This window comes from Pedobacter nutrimenti (assembly GCF_032678445.1).
Classification (GTDB): Bacteria; Bacteroidota; Bacteroidia; order Sphingobacteriales; family Sphingobacteriaceae; genus Pedobacter; species Pedobacter nutrimenti_A.
This window is the reverse complement of record NZ_JAVTSQ010000002.1, coordinates 460,969-477,360: the sequence shown is the minus strand read 5'-3', so window position 1 is coordinate 477,360 and position 16,392 is coordinate 460,969. Positions and strand designations below refer to the sequence as shown.

16 protein-coding genes are annotated in these 16,392 nt (G+C 43.9%); 9 read left to right on the top strand and 7 right to left on the bottom strand.

Annotated features, from left to right (window positions below; translation table 11 throughout):
- Positions 1 to 31: 31 nt before the first annotated feature.
- The 3 genes from R2S08_RS04835 to R2S08_RS04825 all read right to left on the bottom strand — a co-directional run bounded on the left by R2S08_RS04835 (position 32) and on the right by R2S08_RS04825 (position 2,575).
- Positions 32 to 223 carry a cold-shock protein gene (locus tag R2S08_RS04835; RefSeq protein WP_008241764.1) on the bottom strand — a complete coding sequence of 64 codons (192 nt, stop codon included), beginning with the start codon at positions 221 to 223 and terminating at the stop codon, positions 32 to 34.
- Positions 224 to 320: 97 nt separating this feature from the next.
- Positions 321 to 1,271 (bottom strand): hypothetical protein, encoded by a 951-nt coding sequence (locus R2S08_RS04830; protein WP_316834074.1) that lies wholly within the window; start codon positions 1,269 to 1,271, stop codon positions 321 to 323.
- 50 nt (positions 1,272 to 1,321) lie between these two features.
- The gene (locus R2S08_RS04825) at positions 1,322 to 2,575 is read right to left on the bottom strand and encodes an aspartyl protease family protein (RefSeq protein WP_316834073.1); all 1,254 of its coding nucleotides are present in this window, start codon (positions 2,573 to 2,575) and stop codon (positions 1,322 to 1,324) included.
- A gap of 49 nt (positions 2,576 to 2,624) precedes the next feature.
- On the opposite strand from R2S08_RS04825, the gene R2S08_RS04820 reads away from it, so the two are divergent.
- Genes R2S08_RS04820 through R2S08_RS04810 form a run of 3 tightly spaced genes read left to right on the top strand, consistent with a single transcriptional unit; the run spans position 2,625 to position 6,212 of the window.
- Entirely contained in the window at positions 2,625 to 3,944 is a 1,320-nt protein-coding gene (locus R2S08_RS04820) for a D-alanyl-D-alanine carboxypeptidase/D-alanyl-D-alanine-endopeptidase (RefSeq protein WP_316834072.1), read from the top strand.
- Positions 3,931 to 4,992 (top strand): aminotransferase class I/II-fold pyridoxal phosphate-dependent enzyme, encoded by a 1,062-nt coding sequence (locus R2S08_RS04815; protein WP_316834071.1) that lies wholly within the window; start codon positions 3,931 to 3,933, stop codon positions 4,990 to 4,992. Before R2S08_RS04820 ends, R2S08_RS04815 begins: the two co-directional genes overlap by 14 nt.
- A gap of 47 nt (positions 4,993 to 5,039) precedes the next feature.
- Complete coding sequence (locus R2S08_RS04810) at positions 5,040 to 6,212, top strand: MFS transporter (protein WP_316834070.1); 1,173 nt, start codon at positions 5,040 to 5,042, stop codon at positions 6,210 to 6,212.
- On the opposite strand, the gene R2S08_RS04805 is transcribed toward R2S08_RS04810, so the two are convergent.
- The 4 genes from R2S08_RS04805 to R2S08_RS04790 are packed head-to-tail and all read right to left on the bottom strand — an operon-like array spanning position 6,209 to position 10,164.
- On the bottom strand, positions 6,209 to 6,889 hold the full coding sequence (locus tag R2S08_RS04805; RefSeq protein WP_316834069.1) for a M15 family metallopeptidase: 681 nt from the start codon (positions 6,887 to 6,889) through the stop codon (positions 6,209 to 6,211). The two genes, R2S08_RS04810 and R2S08_RS04805, sit on opposite strands and share 4 nt — an antisense overlap.
- A gap of 3 nt (positions 6,890 to 6,892) precedes the next feature.
- Positions 6,893 to 8,119, bottom strand: a complete 1,227-nt coding sequence (locus R2S08_RS04800) for an alanine dehydrogenase (protein ID WP_316834068.1) — start codon at positions 8,117 to 8,119, stop codon at positions 6,893 to 6,895.
- Positions 8,120 to 8,179: 60 nt separating this feature from the next.
- Positions 8,180 to 8,599 (bottom strand): tRNA (adenosine(37)-N6)-threonylcarbamoyltransferase complex ATPase subunit type 1 TsaE, encoded by a 420-nt coding sequence (tsaE, locus tag R2S08_RS04795; RefSeq protein WP_316834067.1) that lies wholly within the window; start codon positions 8,597 to 8,599, stop codon positions 8,180 to 8,182.
- 11 nt (positions 8,600 to 8,610) lie between these two features.
- Entirely contained in the window at positions 8,611 to 10,164 is a 1,554-nt protein-coding gene (locus R2S08_RS04790) for a bifunctional response regulator/alkaline phosphatase family protein (RefSeq protein ID WP_316834066.1), read from the bottom strand.
- 105 nt (positions 10,165 to 10,269) lie between these two features.
- On the opposite strand from R2S08_RS04790, the gene R2S08_RS04785 reads away from it, so the two are divergent.
- From R2S08_RS04785 to efp, 6 genes are all read left to right on the top strand, one after another.
- On the top strand, positions 10,270 to 11,493 hold the full coding sequence (locus R2S08_RS04785) for an HD domain-containing protein (RefSeq protein ID WP_316834065.1): 1,224 nt from the start codon (positions 10,270 to 10,272) through the stop codon (positions 11,491 to 11,493).
- Positions 11,494 to 11,616: 123 nt separating this feature from the next.
- Positions 11,617 to 12,696, top strand: a complete 1,080-nt coding sequence (gene lpxD / locus R2S08_RS04780) for a UDP-3-O-(3-hydroxymyristoyl)glucosamine N-acyltransferase (protein WP_316834064.1) — start codon at positions 11,617 to 11,619, stop codon at positions 12,694 to 12,696.
- Positions 12,696 to 14,108 (top strand): bifunctional UDP-3-O-[3-hydroxymyristoyl] N-acetylglucosamine deacetylase/3-hydroxyacyl-ACP dehydratase, encoded by a 1,413-nt coding sequence (locus R2S08_RS04775; RefSeq protein WP_108555716.1) that lies wholly within the window; start codon positions 12,696 to 12,698, stop codon positions 14,106 to 14,108. Before lpxD ends, R2S08_RS04775 begins: the two co-directional genes overlap by 1 nt.
- Complete coding sequence (lpxA, locus tag R2S08_RS04770) at positions 14,105 to 14,890, top strand: acyl-ACP--UDP-N-acetylglucosamine O-acyltransferase (RefSeq protein WP_316834063.1); 786 nt, start codon at positions 14,105 to 14,107, stop codon at positions 14,888 to 14,890. The genes R2S08_RS04775 and lpxA overlap by 4 nt, the downstream gene beginning before the upstream one ends.
- Positions 14,891 to 14,898: 8 nt before the next feature.
- Positions 14,899 to 15,519 (top strand): ABC transporter ATP-binding protein, encoded by a 621-nt coding sequence (locus R2S08_RS04765; protein WP_316834062.1) that lies wholly within the window; start codon positions 14,899 to 14,901, stop codon positions 15,517 to 15,519.
- A gap of 163 nt (positions 15,520 to 15,682) precedes the next feature.
- A complete protein-coding gene (gene efp, locus R2S08_RS04760) occupies positions 15,683 to 16,243 on the top strand; it encodes an elongation factor P (protein ID WP_316834061.1) in 561 nt (186 codons plus the stop codon).
- Positions 16,244 to 16,392 lie beyond the last annotated feature (149 nt).

The following is a 16,392-nucleotide window of genomic DNA, read 5'->3' as shown; positions in this document are numbered from 1 at the left end:
GAAGCTCGTACGAATTATGGTTATAAATAATCTAGATTACTTTAACATTGATCGCATTCAAACCTTTTTTTCCGCTTTCTACGTCGTACTCAACTTTATCGTTTTCACGAATTTCGTCGATAAGGCCTGTTGAATGTACAAAAATTTCGCTATCTCCGTTTGCAGGGATGATAAAACCGAAACCTTTAGTTACATTAAAAAATTTTACTGTTCCTTCTTGCATTGTATTATTTATTAAAAATTAAGTCTGCAAGTTAGTAATTATTTTGAGATAATCTACTAAAGCGACTTTTTTTGATAATTTCAAGATAATGAGCAGATTATTGTTTGTCTTTGATGCCTTTGATGGTTACAGTGACCTCACTGGCATGGGCTATTCCAAGGGTCGTTCCGGGTTTTACCGTAAATAAATTCTGCAGGTAAACAGAGATGATTCCTTCCAGTACTTTTTTGCGAACTTCATGGTATTCAGGTATTTCTCCGCTGAATGTGCCGAGGCTCATTTTGCCCTTGTCGTCAACCAGTACGGTGAAGGTGTAACCAAAATCTTTATAGGCTTTGTGCATGATCACTCTATAGCTTGGATACAGGTAATCGTAGGCTTCTGTTTTTCCGTTCAGTACGTCTACGGAGCTGAGTCTTTCTACCGAAACAAGCTTGCTTTTCGGGATCAGCTGAACGGGTTGCCGTGCCGCAAAAACACTATCCCGGTTGTTGGGGTGGGCATTGGCTGTTTGGGAACGTTTTTGTATAAAGGCGGTGTCTCTTGAAGTTGGTCTTTGTAAAACTTCTGCATTTGTTTTTAGTATATTCCTGATGTAATTTTCGGCATAAAAGGTCAGATTGACATCTGAGCGGATGTCATTGGCAATTTCTCGTTTGTTCACTTGCAGCCGCTGCATCAGTACACTGTCTTTGGATATGCTCTTGATCCGGAACCATTCTTTAGCAAAATTATAGACATTACCATGGTCATGCAGGAGATGAAAACCAAGCATCCGTTTCTTTTCAGGACTATACGCCAGAATAGAGTCATTGGATTCAAACTGAATGATCCAGCTGGGTTCCTGTTGAAAGCCCAGAGAGTCAAAGGATAGGCCGTTGGAAAATCTCCTTTTCACTTCATGGTACCGGATGCCTTTGAAGGGGAGAAACGAAAGGCGGGTTTTAGGGCTGGTCTTTTTCTGGGTATGTGTAGAGGTATCTGTATGGCAGGCGCTTAGTGCAAGGCACAGGCCAAGCAGGATTCGCATTGAAATGGTCTTCATCATATGGGAACAAAGATATTAAAATGGGCTATTCGACGGAACCGATTTTAATTTTAAACTCTTCTTCGGAGAATGACCAGTTTGTACAACCGTTCTTTTCCCCGCCCGATTTCTATGATGAGGCGGCGGCCATTGCCTGATTTAAGGAGTAAGTCGATATCGTCCAGACTATATTCGTGGATGAGTTTGAAATTGATGGAAAGCAGTTCGTCCTGGGCATGAAAATCGGCTTCTTCGGCAGGTGAGTCCGGTTCTATACGACCCACCAGGTAGTGACTGGGCTTTCCCTCTTCAATATAGACTTCCATGCCGGCCATATCGTGTTCGAAGGTTCTTTTATAGTATTTGTTGGGTTTAAGGTAGACGCAGAAATCGGGATAGTCAAAGGTGATGTCAAAGTGTTTCATCACATTGCTGCCGAGGTTTCCGTTGCGCTCTTTAATCATGGTTTTGGCTGCAGCTTCTTCATAATCGGGGAAGGAGGATAACACATTGTTGAACTCGGTACTACCGATCTTTAAACTGCTGATGCGGCCAATATGCCCGCTGATGAGCCCGGTAAATCCAACTCCAAGATTGGCGCTGATGGTTTTTGCCGGGAGGGGAAAAGGTTTGTCCTGGTAAGATTCCATTGAGATGGCATGGCTGGCGCCGATATCCAGGATCAGTTTAGCTTCAAAAGGCTCCAGTCCTGCAGGATTGACTGTGGCTTTGATATAGGGTTTATTGCTGATCATTTCCAGAGGGATCCTTTCTCCTTTCTTTTTTACGCGGGTTTCAGGGAGTGAAAAAAACAGGCGTTTGGCAGGGTATTTAATTTTGACGACGAAGCTGTTGAAAAAATAATAGCCGATCAGTCCGTAAATACGGGTGCCCAGATAGCTGGACAGGTTAAACAGGTCCTCTTTCAAGATGGCCGTGGGGATATTACTGATGGTAGAATGACCAATTCTGACGTATATCTGATCGGTTAAGTAAGCCTCTACGTCGTTGCCGGCCCCAAGGCCGGATAATTTAGTTACTCGGAGCGGGCCGAGACTCAGGCTGTCTATAATGGTAGGATCTGAGATGATCATCGGGCTGACGCCGGTATCGAGTACAAAATTATAAGGGCCTTTTCCATTGATATACAGTGGAATGACAATAAGGTTTTTGATCAGTTGGAAGTCCATGACGTCTTTTTCGCGGTCTCCATCAAAAGTGAAGGTCTGGGCTCGAAGCGGACTTTGAAGAAACAGGCAAATGACAGATAATAGTAATATGATTCTTGCAGAAAATATTTTTATTAACCGTAAAATGGATTTCATAAACTAATTTAATAATTTAGGCATAGATTCCTATAACATAATTCATATTATGTGGTTTAAACCGAAATTTGCTGTTACCTCATTTTTTCTGTTTTTCTTTTGCTGTGTTTTTGCGGGTTGTTCTCTGGATAGGGATATAGCAGGTAAGGTAAAGAAGGCCTTTCAGGAATCTGAACTTCTTCATCAGTATCCAGTTGGTTTTGAGCTGTTTGATCTGGATAAGGGAAAGGTGATTTATGGGCAGAATAGCCATCAGTATTTTGTTCCGGCATCCAATACCAAATTATATACTTTTTATGCAGCGCTGATGGCATTGCCAGATACCATTCCAGCATTAAGATATATAGAAAAAGGAGACTCTCTGATCTTTTGGGGAACAGGGGATCCTTCCTTTCTGCATCGGGAGCTGCAGGGAAATAAGGCATTGGGATTTCTTCGGAAGCATACTGGAAAGCTTTTTTATTCTCCAGGTCGTTATACCGGGGAGATATATGGGGCGGGCTGGGCCTGGGATGACTATAATGAGGATTTCCAGGCAGAGATCACAGAGCTGCCTCTCTACGGCAATTTGGTGGAGGTGCAGATCGAGGGTGGGATGAAAATTTTACCTGGGGCATTTCGGCAGGCTTTTCTAAGAGACAGTCTTTCTGATCGCCCACAGGGTTATATAAAAAGAGAGCTTTTAAGCAATCGTTTTCATGTGCCTTCAGGAAAATTAACTTTTAAAACGCAACTCCTCCCTTTTAAAACAAGTACAGCATTGACGCTCGCCTTGCTTTCGGATACCTTACACCGGGCAGTGGAGGGGATTTCGTTAAAAATGCCAGATAGTGCCAGGACTTTATACGACTTGCCCAGGGATTCAGTTTTAAAACAGATGCTGTTGCCCAGTGATAATTTTATCGCAGAGCAATTGCTGTTGCTTTGTTCAAATCAGGTGTCTGCAACATTGGGGACTGCAGAGACGATAGCCGCAACAGAACAGAAACTTTTGACTTCACTGCCGGATAAACCGGTATGGGTAGATGGTTCGGGGCTTTCCCGTTATAATTTATTTACCCCTGCAGACATGGTACGTGTGCTGGAACTGATCTATAAACGGGTAAACGACCAGAAAAAATTGTTTGCGATGTTACCTGCTGGTGGAAAAAGCGGAACTTTAAAACGGGCTTACCCGGCCACAGACCGGCCCTTTGTATTTGCAAAAACCGGAACTTTATCTGGTGTTCACAATCAGAGCGGCTATGTGGTGACCCGCAGAGGTAAAATCTATATTTTCAGTTTTATGAACAATAATTTTGTGCAGCCTGTTGCTCAGGTAAGAAAGGAGATGGTTAAAATGATAATGTATATTCATGAAAACTTTTGACTTTAGTGCCGTTAAGGGGCCTTTAGGAAGATCAATTTCTGCGGGTGAAAGATCTGTCCTTTATTTTGGAGGAACGGCTTACCTGGGCATACCCGGGCAGCCGGAATTTTTAGACCATTACCTGCAAGGGCTGCATCATTTTGGCATCAATAACGGAACGAGCCGCAGCAATAATGTGCAGCTGGGGATTTATCAGGATGCAGAGGGGGTTGCAGCGCTGAGGTTTGGTGCAGAAAGTGCACTGGTGACTTCAAGTGGTTTCCTTGCCGCACAGATGACGGTCAGGCATTTTGCAGGCTGGGGGCAACTGGAATATGCACCTGGTACACATCCGGCTTTATGGTTGGAGGGAAAGCCGGATGAGGGTGGATCTTTTGAGCACTGGGGTCTGGAGTTGGTGAATAGGATCAATAGAAGCCCACAGAAACGATGGGTGGTGGTGAGCAATTCGATGAACAACCTGTTCCCCGAAAGGTATGATTTTTCTTTTCTGGAGGGGGTAGGACCAGAGAAGGAGTTGATCCTGATTGCAGATGATTCACATGGGATTGGGGTCTTGAACGGCGGCAGGGGTAGTTATCCGGCGTTGCCCGGGCTAGAGCAGGTTAAAGGGATTGTGGTGGCTTCTATGGCCAAAGCTCTTGGGGTAGATGCAGGCCTGGTCTTGGGGCCCGAAACGCTGATCAGGGAGTTGAAAAATACAGAAACTTTTCTTGGGGCTTCGCCACCATCTGCAGCAGGGTTATTTGCTTTTATGCAGTCAGAGGGGATTTACAAAGTGGAATTGGATCGGCTCCTCGAACTTTGCAGGTATTTTGAGGCTGGCCTGGGGGCTTTGAAATCTGATTTTGCTTGCCTGGAAGGTTTTCCGGTGTATCTGAGTGCAGATAAAAATCTGGCACAGCGGCTGATGGAACATGATGTTCTGATCTCTTCTTTTGCCTATCCGGATCGGTTTGGTGAAGTATTGAATCGCATTGTGCTCTGCAGCTGGCACCATAAAAGTGATTTGGATAATCTTTTAAATATTCTGGCGGGCCGCACTTAAATTGCGCTAACTTTGGGCTTTTCTTTTCCAATCCTGTTTTAAAGCCCATGCAAAAAAGTTCTGAATCGATTTATACCCTGCAGTTTGCCCTGGTTTGCCTGAGTTCTTTTCTTTTTTCGGCCAGTTTTAATATGCTGATTCCGGAATTGCCGGCTTATCTGACGGCAATGGGAGGGGCGCATTATAAGGGGCTGATCATTGCCTTGTTTACCCTTACTGCGGGGTTTTCCAGGCCTTTTAGCGGTAAGCTGACAGATACCATAGGTCGGGTGCCAGTGATGGCGGTTGGATCCATGGTTTGTTTTGTTTGCGGCTTTCTTTATCCGGTACTTACTACAGTAGCGGGTTTCCTGTTGTTAAGATTGGTTCATGGATTTTCGACAGGTTTTAAGCCTACTGCAACAGCAGCTTATGTGGCTGATTTGGTTCCTGTTCACCGTTGGGGCGAGGCTATGGGGGTGCATGGGGTTTGCTTCAGTACAGGGCTGGCCATAGGGCCAGCAATAGGGAGTTTGATCACCGACCATTTTTCTATAGATGTTCTGTTTTATTCGTCGTCTTTATTTGCTTTAATGTCTATCGTGATCCTGGCCAATATGAAAGAAACACTTCCGGATCAACAGAAGTTTAAGTTTAGCCTGCTGAAAATCAGCCGTAAGGATATTATTGAGTGGCGTGTGATTCCCGCAACGGTCATTATTTTTATGAGTTACATCAGCTACGGGGCTATTCTTACCGTGATTTCAGATTGGAGCGGTCATTTGGGGACGAGCAATAAAGGTTTGTTTTTTATGGTCTTTACCATCACTTCTTTGCTGATCCGTTTTGTTGCTGGAAAGGCTTCTGACCAGTATGGAAGAATCGTGATTTTGAAGATTTCACTGGCTTTGCTGGCGGTCGCCATGCTCTGGGTGGGGTTTGCGGCAAGTTCTTTTTCTTTAATGGCTGCTTCTGCTTTATATGGGATAGCTACAGGTATGCTTTCGCCAACAGCAACGGCCTGGACGGTAGACCTTAGTGATCCTGAACACCGGGGAAAAGCAATGGCCACCATGTATATTGCCCTCGAAGCGGGGATTGGATTTGGCGCTTTACTGGCCGGCTGGCTCTTCATCAGTGATATTTCTATGATCCCGGTTATTTTTTACTGTTGTTCGGGGGTTACGCTATTGGCTTTGTTATACCTGCAATATGGGTATAAAGTAAAGAAATTGGTTTAGAGATCTTTGAAGGGGATATCCAGCAGTTCATAATTTTGCCAACCCACAAAGTCATAATGCCACCATTCATTTTTAAGGACCCTGAAACCATGTGCCTGCATGGTGCGGATCAGGAGGTTACGGTTGCGGATTACGGATACAGGTAGTTGTGCATAGTCCGCAGCTGCTTGCGGGGCGAAGCTGTCGTATGGCGTGGGCATAGGCAGTTCTTTACCGGTCTTTAAATTGATCAGGCTTAGGTCTATGGCACAGCCCCGGTTGTGTTTGGATCCTTTTGCAGGGTTGGCCACAAAATGCTTGTCTGAGGCTTTTTGATAAAAGGCGACTGTAATTGCATAAGGACGGTAAGCATCGTAAATCCGAAGTCCGAGGCCCTTTTTGCGGAGCTCTTCCTGTACTTTTTGAAGCTGCAGGACCACGGGCTTTCTGGCAAATGCCCTGGCCTGTGGGTACATGACCTGCTTCATGAAATTGTTCCTGGTGGCGTATCGGATGTCCAGTTGCAGGTCGGGAATGGCTTTTTTCAATTCGACAAGCTGCTTGTCCGGGTTCTGCCGGCAGGCATTTTTATATACCGAAAAGGAACTGACCACTTTCAAAGGGGCCGGGACTTTGTTTTGAGCAAAAAGGAGACCACCACTGAAAAGCAATAAAAAGAGGAAAAGGCTTATTTTCATATTTTACTGGTTGGAAACGACCAGCAGCTCGATGTCTTTAAAAGGCAAGTTGAACATATTGGCAAGGTCTTTACTGGTGAGGTGGCCCTGGTAGGTGTATAAAGCTTCCCGGATTCCGGCTTTGCTCCAGACCACATTCATTAGGCCGCCCATATCGCCGATATCGACCAGGATAGGCGTAAAGATATTCGTGAGGGCATAAGATGCGGTTCTGGGTACCCTGGAGGCAATATTAGGCACGCAATAATGGATCACATCATACTTTCTGAATACGGGATCTTTATGGTTGGTGACTTGCGAAGTCTCAAAACATCCGCCTTGATCAATGCTGACATCGATGACAACCGAATTGGGTTTCATCCGGCTCACCGTTTCATCCATCACAATGCAAGGACTTCGACCATGTTTGGCGCGGATGGCACCGATCACAACATCGCAGGTGGTAATGGCTTTGCCGAGAACGATAGGCTGCATCACAGAGGTAAATACCCGGCTACCAAGGTTGTTTTGGAGGCGTCTAAGGCGATAAATGGAGCTGTCGAACACTTTGACTTCGGCACCTAGGGAAAGCGCAGTACGGGCGGCGTATTCGCCTACGGTACCTGCACCAAGGATCACCACTTCTGTAGGAGGGACGCCAGTAAAACCACCCAGCATCAATCCTTTTCCACCGGTTACACTGCTCAGATATTCTGCTGCAATAAATACGGTTGTAGCACCTACGATTTCACTCATAGCCCTGACTACGCTCAGGACATTTCCTTCATCGCGGAGATGTTCAAAGCAGAGGGCGTTGATCTTCTTGGCCAGCAGGGCTTTGAGGTAAGCTTCGTCCAGGTTACCCATCTGAAGGGCTGAAATAAGGGTTTGTCCCTTGTGCATGATGGCTATTTCTTCAGGAGTGGGCGGGGCTATTTTTACAATAATGTCTGCATCAAATACCTCTTTTTTATTGTAGGTAATGATGGCGCCTTGTTCGCTGTAGTCCCGGTCGGAAAAGTTGGCCCCGGTGCCGGCCCCGCTTTCTAAAACTACTTTATGGCCATTGTTGACCAAAAGCGCAACGGAAAGGGGGGTGAGTGCGATCCTATTTTCCTGAAAGGAAATTTCTTTTGGCAGGCCGATGTAGAGGCTGTTGCTTTTTTTTCCGGTTTCTGCTAGTGTCTCTTTGGGTTGAAGTAATCCTTTTTGAGCAATAGAGGCCATTCCTTCTCTTAATCCTGTAGCCATTTTAATGATTTATCTGCCTAAAATTAATAATAATAACCTTAAAGGGAGCAAATTAGCTTTTTAAATTTTAATAAAACTGAAGGTTCTTTTGTCTTCATCCAGAATGCCGATCCGGATTTTAACATAGTGTTCGGGAAGAATTTCTTCAATCTTTTCCGGCCATTCGATTAAGCAGGTATTGCCGGAGTAAAAGTAGTCTTCATAACCGATGTCATAAGCCTCCCTCAGGTTTTTGATGCGGTAAAAGTCGAAATGGTAGACGGGCTGTCCTTCTGCCGATTCATATTCATTGACAATAGAGAAAGTTGGACTGGAAACCACATCGGAGACGCCCAGCTGGTGGCAGATCTCTTTGATAAAGGTGGTTTTTCCGGCGGCCATTTCTCCTTCAAAAATGAAGATCTTTTCTTCATCTGCAAATATTAAAAGTGCCTGAGCGGCCTCCGCTAAATCCTGGAGGCCGTTAATTTCTAGGTTCATTGTGATCTAAACTAACGTGAACTATAGGTTGCAACTGGGATGATCATCTCTTCTAGTGAAATCCCGCCGTGCTGGAAGGTTTCATTGTAATAGTTGACAAACTGGTTGTAATTATTCTGGTAAACAAAGTACCGGTCTTCTTTTGCAAAGATATAATTGGAACTGATATTGATTTTAGGTAATTGCGCTTCATGCGGATTTTTGATCAGAAAAACTTCTTTTGCATTAAAATTGAGGTTTCTGCCTTGTTTATAACGCAAATTGGTATTGGTATTCCGGTCACCGATTACTTTGCTTGGGTGTTTTACCCGGATGGTACCGTGGTCGGTGGTGATCACCAGCTTTACTTTTTTACGGGCCAGTTTTTTGATCAGGTCGAGCAGAGGAGAGTGTTCAAACCAGGATAGGGTAAGCGAACGGTAGGCTGCGTCGTCGTTGGCCAGCTCCCGGATCATCTGCATGTCGGTGCGTGCATGGGAGAGCATGTCTACAAAGTTGTAGACAATGGCATTGAACTCATTTTGCATGAGTTTGTTGAACTGTTCATTGAGCGCTTTTCCATCGTCATAGGTCAGGATTTTATGGTAGCTGAATTTGCAGTCTTTACGGAGGCCCCTCTTGATCTGGTCGGCGAGGAATGCTTCTTCGTGCATGTTTTTTCCACCTTCATCATCGTCATTTTGCCAGAGTGTAGGGAAGCGTTTTTCCATTTCCAGAGGCATCAGACCAGAGAATATGGCATTTCTGGCATATTGGGTTGCTGTTGGAAGGATGCTGGAATAGGTGTCTTCTTCTTCCAGCCGGAAATATTCAGTGATCAGGGGATTGATGATCTTCCACTGGTCGTATCTCAGGTTATCGATGAGGATAAAGAAGACCGGGGTGGTGGAATTAATGAGCGGGAAAACTTTCTTTTTCAGCAATTCATTGGACAGTAGCGGAGCAGTGCCTTTTCCATTCACCCAACCCAGATAATGGTCTTCAATGAACTTGGAGAATTGCATATTGGCCTCAGATTTCTGCATGGTTAAAATTTCATGCATTTGAGGATCATCCAGTTTCTCCAGTTCAAGCTCCCAGAACACGAGTTTTTTATAAACATCTACCCATTCTTCATAGCTCAGCTTGTCGTTGAGGGTCATGCCCAGGCGACGGAAGTCCTGCTGATAAGCCATAGAGGTTTTTTCGCTGATCAGACGCTTGTTGTCGATGATCTTTTTAATGGTCAGCAAGACCTGTTTTGGATTCACCGGCTTGATCAGGTAATCGTCTATTTTAGATCCAATGGCATCTTCCATCAGGTTTTCTTCTTCACTTTTGGTAATGAGGACAACAGGGACATCGTTCTTTAGGTTTTTGATGGCGGAGAGGGTCTCCAGGCCGCTCATTCCAGGCATGTTCTCGTCCAGGAAAACAAGGTCAAAATGTTCTTTACTGAAGGCTTCAAGGGCATCATTACCGTTGGTAAAAGTGGTCACGTGATAGCCTTTCTCGTTTAAGAGTAATATATGTGGTTTTAATAAGTTGATCTCATCATCGGCCCATAGAATCTTGGTTTCCTGCATTATTGTATGTATATAATGTAAATTTAATTTTTGAAAAGCATGCGTGCTTTCTTATTTGTGAATAAAAATAGCAATTTTTGTACCGTATAATTTATTTATAACAGATTGAATAAAAAGAAAATAATTAATGACCCGGTATATGGGTTTATCAATATCCCCTCTGCTCTGATTTTTGATCTGATCGCTCATCCCTGGTTTCAAAGACTGAGGTATATTAAACAGTTGGGAATGACCCATCTTGTCTATCCGGGCGCTTTACATACGCGGTTTCATCATGCTTTGGGGGCCATGCACCTGATGAGCCTTGCCATAGAGGTGCTTAGAGGTAAGGGCCATGAGATCAGTAAGGAAGAGGAGGAGGCAGCAACCATTGCGATTCTGCTGCACGATATAGGTCATGGGCCGTTTTCACATGCCCTGGAGCATACGCTGGTGAACGGGATTCACCATGAGGATATTTCTATGCTGATCATGGAAAAACTGAACCTGGAATTTGACGGCAGGTTGACAAGGGCAATTGATATTTTTAAAGGAAACTGTCCTAAAAAATTTCTTCATCAATTGATTTCAAGTCAGCTTGACCTGGACCGGATGGACTATCTGAACAGGGATAGTTTTTTTACAGGGGTAAGTGAGGGGGTAATCAGTTTTGACCGGATCATCAAAATGTTCAATATTGCGGATGGAGAACTGGTGATTGAAGAAAAAGGGATTTATTCTATAGAGAATTTTCTGATTGCCCGACGGCTGATGTACTGGCAGGTGTATTTGCACAAAACAGTGATTGCGGGAGAACAGCTGCTGGTCAAGATTCTGGAAAGAGCAAAAGAGCTGGCTTCAGGCGGAGAAACTCTTTTCGCGACACCAGCTTTACAGCATTTTTTACAGGGCGGGGTTTCAGAACAGGATTTTTTCACAGAAGAGCGGCACCTGCAGCAATTTTTGAAACTGGATGACCAGGATATTTTTGCTTCGGTGAAGGTTTGGGAAAATCACCAGGATAAAATTTTATCCAGGCTTTGCGGAATGCTGACCACCAGGAGTTTATATAAGACTGAGATCAGTAATGACGCCCCTGAGCGGTCCAGGCTGCAGTTGTTAAAGGAAAATGCGGCTGCGGTACTGGGGATTTCAGAAGAGGAAGCCCGTTATTTTGTTTTTACGGACGAAATCTGGAACCGGGCTTATAATGCCGGAAATAGCAATATCAATATTCTTCTGAAAAATAATGTGCGGATTGATATCGCAAAGGCATCTGATTTATCTAATTTAGAGTCGCTGGACAAGACGGTTAAAAAGCATATCCTTTGCTATCCCCGCATTATTTAGCATTTTTTAACATTAGAATTCAAATTTTATTCCGTTTTTAGTTTTTTTTCTAATCAATATTAAAAATAAGATAACCTATATGGGTTTATTTGTTCATATCAATTTAACATATACCTTTGTAAAATGCAATTTACTGCCAAGCAGATAAGCGAACTATTAAGTGGGACTATTGAGGGGGATGAAAATGTTCAGGTGGCTGAGCTTTCTAAGATAGAGGATGGTAAGGCAGGGTCTTTGTGCTTTTTATCCAATCCTAAATACGAAAATTATTTATATCAGACAGAGGCTTCTGTGGTCATTGTTGGTCAGGATTTTACACCTGCCCAGGACTTTACCTGCACCTTAATAAAGGTTAAAGATCCTTATAGTGCATTTTCTGTACTACTGGACAAGTATAATGAAATCATGAACCAGAGTGCGGATAAGTCTGGTATAGAAGAGCCCAGTTTTGTACATCCTACAGCAAAGATCGGTAAGAATGTTTTTATAGGGGCTTTCAGCTATATCGCTGAAAATGTAGTGATTGGTGATGATACAAAAATTGCCCCCCAGGTGTTTATCGGAGAGGAAAGCCGGATCGGTGCGCATTGTGTGCTGCATCCAGGTGTGAAAATATACAACCGTTCTGTACTGGGAGACAGAATTATTATTCATTCCAATACCGTAATCGGAAGTGATGGCTTTGGTTTTGCACCACAGGCCGATGGAACATATACTAAAATTGCCCAGATTGGCAATGTGATCATAGAAGATGATGTAGAAATTGGGGCCAATACGGCTATAGACCGGGCAACAATGGGATCTACTTTCATCAGAAAAGGGGTTAAGCTGGATAATCTGATCCAGATTGCTCACAATGTGGACGTTGGTGAACATACGGTTGTTGCTGCCCAATCGGGCATTTCCGGAAGCACGAAGCTTGGTGGAAATTCTGTGGTTGGTGGCCAGGTCGGTATCGCAGGTCATTTATCCTTGGCTAAAGGAACCCAGATTGGCGCACAGGCTGGAATTAATTTCAATATCACAGAAGAAAATAAACAATGGCATGGCAGCCCGGCCCAGCCATTAAGGAACTGGATGAGGGCCTCGGTTATCTTCAAACAGTTGCCAACAGTTGAACTAAGGATTGCTGAACTGGAAGCCAAGATTAAAAAACTCACCTTACTAATAGAACAAAGTAGTACTACAATACCAGGAAAATAATGAACGTTAAACAAAAAACCATTAAGAACGAGGTTTCGGTAAAAGGCGTGGGCCTGCATACCGGTGCAAATGTTACTTTAACTTTTTGTCCTGCTCCGGAAAACCACGGGTTTAAATTTCAAAGAATAGATCTTCCGGGTCAGCCGATCGTTGACGCGGATTGTGATAATGTGACGGATACGGCCAGGGGAACGACCATATCGCAAAATGGAGCGAGCGTAAGTACTGTAGAGCATGTGATGGCTTCTTTGGTCGGAATGGACCTGGATAATGTGTTGATGAAACTGGATGGTCCTGAAACGCCGATTATGGATGGTAGTGCAATCCAGTTTCTGGATGCGCTGGAGTTGGCAGGTGTGGTTCTTCAGGACGTAGACCGGGAATATTTCCAGATCCCGCATAACATTACTTATACAGAGGCAGACCGGAAAGTGGAAATTGTGGCTATGCCACTGGACGACTACAGGTTTACTTGTATGATTGATTATAATTCTCCTGTTTTGGGCAGTCAGCATGCGGGTATTTCCAGTATTGCAGAGTTTAAAAAAGAAATCGCTTCCTGCAGGACCTTTTGTTTTCTCCATGAACTGGAATATCAGTTGCAGAACAACCTGATCAAGGGTGGGGATTTGAACAATGCAATTGTGATCGTAGATAAGGAAGTGACCAGGGATGAATTGGATCACCTGGCAAAGATATTTAACAGAAATGCGATTGATGTAGCGCCTCAGGGTATTCTGAACAACATGGAGCTTAGACATCAGAATGAACCGGCCAGACACAAGTTATTGGATATGATCGGTGATCTTGCCCTGGTTGGAGTGCATTTAAAAGGCCATATTATGGCGGCCAGGCCGGGTCATGCGGCTAATGTTGCTTTTGCAAAAAAAATCAAAGCGGCCATCAAAAAAGAAAAAAACAAAAAAGTACAGCATGTGTACGACCCGTCTGTAAAGCCTTTATATGACGTGGTGCAGATCATGGACATTTTACCGCACAGGCAACCCTTCCTGTTTATCGACAAAATTCTGGAACTGACCAAAACTTATGTGGTGGGCGTAAAGAATGTGACGATGAATGAAGAGCTCTTTAAAGGGCATTTTCCTGGTGCTCCGGTATTTCCAGGGGTGATTCAGATCGAAGCGATGGCACAGACCGGGGGGATATTGGTTTTAAGTACAGTGCCGGATCCAAGAAATTATCTTACCTTGTTCCTGAAAATTGACAATGTGCGTTTTAGGGCGCAGGTTTCTCCCGGAGATACCATTGTTTTCAGATGTGATTTAATGGAACCGATCAGAAGGGGAATTGCACAGATGAAAGGCGTGGGTATGGTTGGCGAGAAAGTTGTAGTTGAAGCCGAAATGATGGCGCAGATTGTTAAAGTTAAAGATAGCGATAAAACGGCATGATCCAACCTCTAGCATATATACATCCACAAGCAAAAATAGCAGATAATGTTGTTATAGAACCCTTTGCGGTGATCCATAAAGATGTGGTGATCGGTGAGGGTACCTGGATCGGATCAAATGTGGTGATCATGGACGGGGCGCGTATTGGTAAGAACTGTCGTGTTTTTCCGGGATCGGTGATCTCCGGTGTTCCGCAGGATCTTAAATTTGCGGGCGAGGTAACAACGGCTGAAATCGGAGACAATACGACGATCAGGGAATGCGTAACCATTAACCGGGGAACAAAAGATAAATGGAAAACGGTGATTGGAAGCAATTGCCTGATCCAGGCTTATTCTCACATTGCCCATGACTGTGAAGTTGGGGACCATTGTATTTTTTCCAACAGCACGACGCTGGCGGGACATATTACGATTGGTAATTATGTGGTGCTGGCAGGATTGGTGGCCATCCATCAGTTTGTTAAGGTGGGCTCACATGCTTTTGTGACCGGTGGTTCACTGGTGAGAAAGGATGTTCCTCCCTATGTAAAAGCTGCAAGGGAGCCCTTGTCTTATGCAGGAATCAATTCTGTAGGGTTGAGGAGAAGAGGTTTTTCTTCAGAGAAGATCAATGAGATCCAGGAGATTTACCGGGTGCTTTTTGTGAAACATAATAATGTGACCAAGGCCCTGGATATGATAGAAGCAGAGTTTAAGCCAACAGAAATCCGCGATGAAATCGTTGATTTTATCCGCAATTCGAACCGCGGGGTCATGAAGGGCTTTGGATCTGGCAGTTAATTCAGCCAATGATCATTGACTTAAATAAAGCAGGGCGCCGGTTTAACCAGGAATGGATTTTCCGGAATTTCTCTTATCAGTTTAAAGCAGGTGAGCAGTACGCGATACTTGGGCCTAACGGATCGGGGAAGTCAACTTTGTTAAGTGTACTTACAGGGAGTTTATCCCCTTCAGAAGGTACGATCGCCTATAGTGAGACTAAAAATATTCCGGTGGAGCAGATTTATAAACGCATCAGTTTTGCTGCTCCATATTTAGACCTGATCGAAGAATTTACGCTTCAGGAAACCATCAGTTTTCATTTTAAGTTTAAAGAATTTAGTGCCGGGATGAATGCTGAAAGGTTATTGGAGCGCCTGGGGCTGGCAAAGGCTCAGGATAAGCCTTTGAAGTACTTTTCTTCAGGGATGAAGCAGCGGACCAAACTTGCGCTGGCTTGTTGTGCTGATACGCCAATGTTGTTGTTGGACGAGCCAACATCTAACCTGGATACGCAGGGAATTGACTGGTACCATCAGCTGATTTCTGATTTTTCGGCAGATAAATTGCTGGTGGTATGTTCTAATCAAGAAGTAGAGTATTCTTTCTGCACGCATTTTATCCAGGTAACGGATTATAAAACAGCTTAACGTATTATTTGCTTTTATAATGAAAATGTCACGAAATATGGAGGAACAGGCGCTAAAACAGCATTAAAAATAAATTTTAAAATTACTATTGTAGAATTAAAAAATAGTCTTTACCTTTGCGGCACGAAATCGGGCAGGGTAACAGGCACAATTTCAAAGAAAAATGGCAAAAGCATCAGAAGTAAAAAGTGGAAACATCCTTCGGTTTAACGGAGAATTGGTACAGGTAGAGGAGTTCCTTCATCGTACCCCCGGAAATTTACGGGCTTTTTATCAGGCAAGAATGAGAAATGTGAAATCTGGCAAACTAGTTGAATACAGATTTCGTGTGGATGAGGAAGTAGAGATTTGCCGCGTTGAAACCAGTGATTACCAGTACTTGTATGAAGATGGGGACGCATTGGTGGTGATGGATAACAGTACTTACGAACAGTTTAACATACCAAAGGTATTGTTTGGTAAAAGTGTTCGGTTTTTGAAAGAAGGAATGAATGTGATCATTGCGTTTGAAAGCGATGAGCCGATTATGGCGCAGACACCTTCTCATGTTGAATTAGAGATTACGTACTCGGAGCCTGCTGTTAAGGGCGATACATCTACAAATGCATTGAAATATGCAACTGTAGAGACCGGGGTAGAAATAAAAGTGCCGATGTTTATCAATCAGGGCGATAAAGTTAAGATTGATACGCGTACAGGCGATTACGTTGAAAGAGTAAAATAAGAATTTTCATAGTTTAGTTTTAGGTTTAGGTTGATTGAGGCTTCGGAGTGGTTCCCGAAGCCTTCTTTTTTTATGCGGTTTTTTTTGGGGGAAAATTAATTTGCTCTCGGAGACTAACGCTTCTTTGCGGCGCTGCGCGGCCTGCTTCG

Coding starts and splice junctions, on each gene's coding strand:
- R2S08_RS04790 (WP_316834066.1), bottom strand. CDS start 10,164: ATGCAGGAAACCAAGATTCTATGGGCCGATGATGAGATCAACTTATTA.
- R2S08_RS04775 (WP_108555716.1), top strand. CDS start 12,696: ATGAACGTTAAACAAAAAACCATTAAGAACGAGGTTTCGGTAAAAGGC.
- R2S08_RS04830 (WP_316834074.1), bottom strand. CDS start 1,271: ATGATGAAGACCATTTCAATGCGAATCCTGCTTGGCCTGTGCCTTGCA.
- R2S08_RS04835 (WP_008241764.1), bottom strand. CDS start 223: ATGCAAGAAGGAACAGTAAAATTTTTTAATGTAACTAAAGGTTTCGGT.
- efp (WP_316834061.1), top strand. CDS start 15,683: ATGGCAAAAGCATCAGAAGTAAAAAGTGGAAACATCCTTCGGTTTAAC.
- R2S08_RS04810 (WP_316834070.1), top strand. CDS start 5,040: ATGCAAAAAAGTTCTGAATCGATTTATACCCTGCAGTTTGCCCTGGTT.
- R2S08_RS04820 (WP_316834072.1), top strand. CDS start 2,625: ATGTGGTTTAAACCGAAATTTGCTGTTACCTCATTTTTTCTGTTTTTC.
- R2S08_RS04825 (WP_316834073.1), bottom strand. CDS start 2,575: ATGAAATCCATTTTACGGTTAATAAAAATATTTTCTGCAAGAATCATA.
- R2S08_RS04815 (WP_316834071.1), top strand. CDS start 3,931: ATGAAAACTTTTGACTTTAGTGCCGTTAAGGGGCCTTTAGGAAGATCA.
- R2S08_RS04765 (WP_316834062.1), top strand. CDS start 14,899: ATGATCATTGACTTAAATAAAGCAGGGCGCCGGTTTAACCAGGAATGG.
- R2S08_RS04800 (WP_316834068.1), bottom strand. CDS start 8,119: ATGGCTACAGGATTAAGAGAAGGAATGGCCTCTATTGCTCAAAAAGGA.
- R2S08_RS04805 (WP_316834069.1), bottom strand. CDS start 6,889: ATGAAAATAAGCCTTTTCCTCTTTTTATTGCTTTTCAGTGGTGGTCTC.
- lpxD (WP_316834064.1), top strand. CDS start 11,617: ATGCAATTTACTGCCAAGCAGATAAGCGAACTATTAAGTGGGACTATT.
- tsaE (WP_316834067.1), bottom strand. CDS start 8,599: ATGAACCTAGAAATTAACGGCCTCCAGGATTTAGCGGAGGCCGCTCAG.
- lpxA (WP_316834063.1), top strand. CDS start 14,105: ATGATCCAACCTCTAGCATATATACATCCACAAGCAAAAATAGCAGAT.